Origin of the sequence: Mesorhizobium sp. M4B.F.Ca.ET.089.01.1.1 (genome assembly GCF_004022605.1) — a bacterium.
In the GTDB taxonomy this organism is placed as follows: domain Bacteria; phylum Pseudomonadota; class Alphaproteobacteria; order Rhizobiales; family Rhizobiaceae; genus Mesorhizobium; species Mesorhizobium abyssinicae.
In genome coordinates, this window is sequence record NZ_RZOS01001127.1 from 1 (window position 1) to 686 (window position 686).

A 686-nucleotide genomic window follows, 5' to 3' on the forward strand; every position below is an offset into this window, starting at 1 on the left:
AGCGCCGGCCGGACGAACCGGCCGAGCAGGCTCACGAGCTGGCGTCGACCCTAGATGCTACAAATCGGCTGCAGGATAAGGTAACCAGGGACAAGGAGGCCGCACAACGAGGCGATGAAACGACGCGGACAGATCGGGCGCAACAGCATATTCCTCGCCTCGAGGAGTTGGAGCGGGAGGAATTAGAAAGAAGGGAACGCGACCGCGACGACCGGGACCGTTAATAGACCATATGTTTAATCGACAGGATTACGTTTATCAGAGCCGCGACCCGAGGGGTGACGAGGGATTTGGCAAGGTATTTGCGATCGTCATCTGTTTCGTTTTCTTCCTGGGCGCACTTCAGGTTGCCTATGAAACGGTGTTTGGCTGGTACCAAAACTTCATGCAGTGGAGCATCGAAATGCTGGCTTTTCTGGGCGGCTTGTGGCCGTTCTGATAGTTCTGGGCCTCCGGCACTCGAGTCTTATGCGCGGATAAGAAAATGACAGACGAACCGAACCGGGGTCCGACTGCTGACGAAATCGCCGGTATGCAGTGTGGAATTCGCTTACCGAGGCTGAGCGCGCGAACTGGCTGGCCCGAGCGGATTCGGAGTGCCCGCTGAGGCTTGGGCAGCATATTGACGTCAAGGGCGGCTCAATCTGAGGACGGCGAAGATTGTTCTTGCCATGCGATGTGCCAAG

General features: G+C 57.0%; 2 protein-coding genes. Both read left to right on the top strand.

Annotated elements, in window-relative coordinates:
• Positions 1 to 224, top strand: a 224-nt coding sequence (locus EN780_RS39980) for a hypothetical protein (RefSeq protein ID WP_133372963.1), incomplete at its 5' end; no start/stop codon positions are given.
• Positions 225 to 232: 8 nt separating this feature from the next.
• Entirely contained in the window at positions 233 to 439 is a 207-nt protein-coding gene (locus EN780_RS36405; RefSeq protein WP_128276604.1) for a hypothetical protein, read from the top strand.
• Positions 440 to 686: the final 247 nt, after the last annotated feature.

Bases quoted from the DNA above. Each gene is read 5' to 3' on its own strand.
- EN780_RS36405 (WP_128276604.1), top strand. From the start codon at position 233: ATGTTTAATCGACAGGATTACGTTTATCAGAGCCGCGACCCGAGGGGT.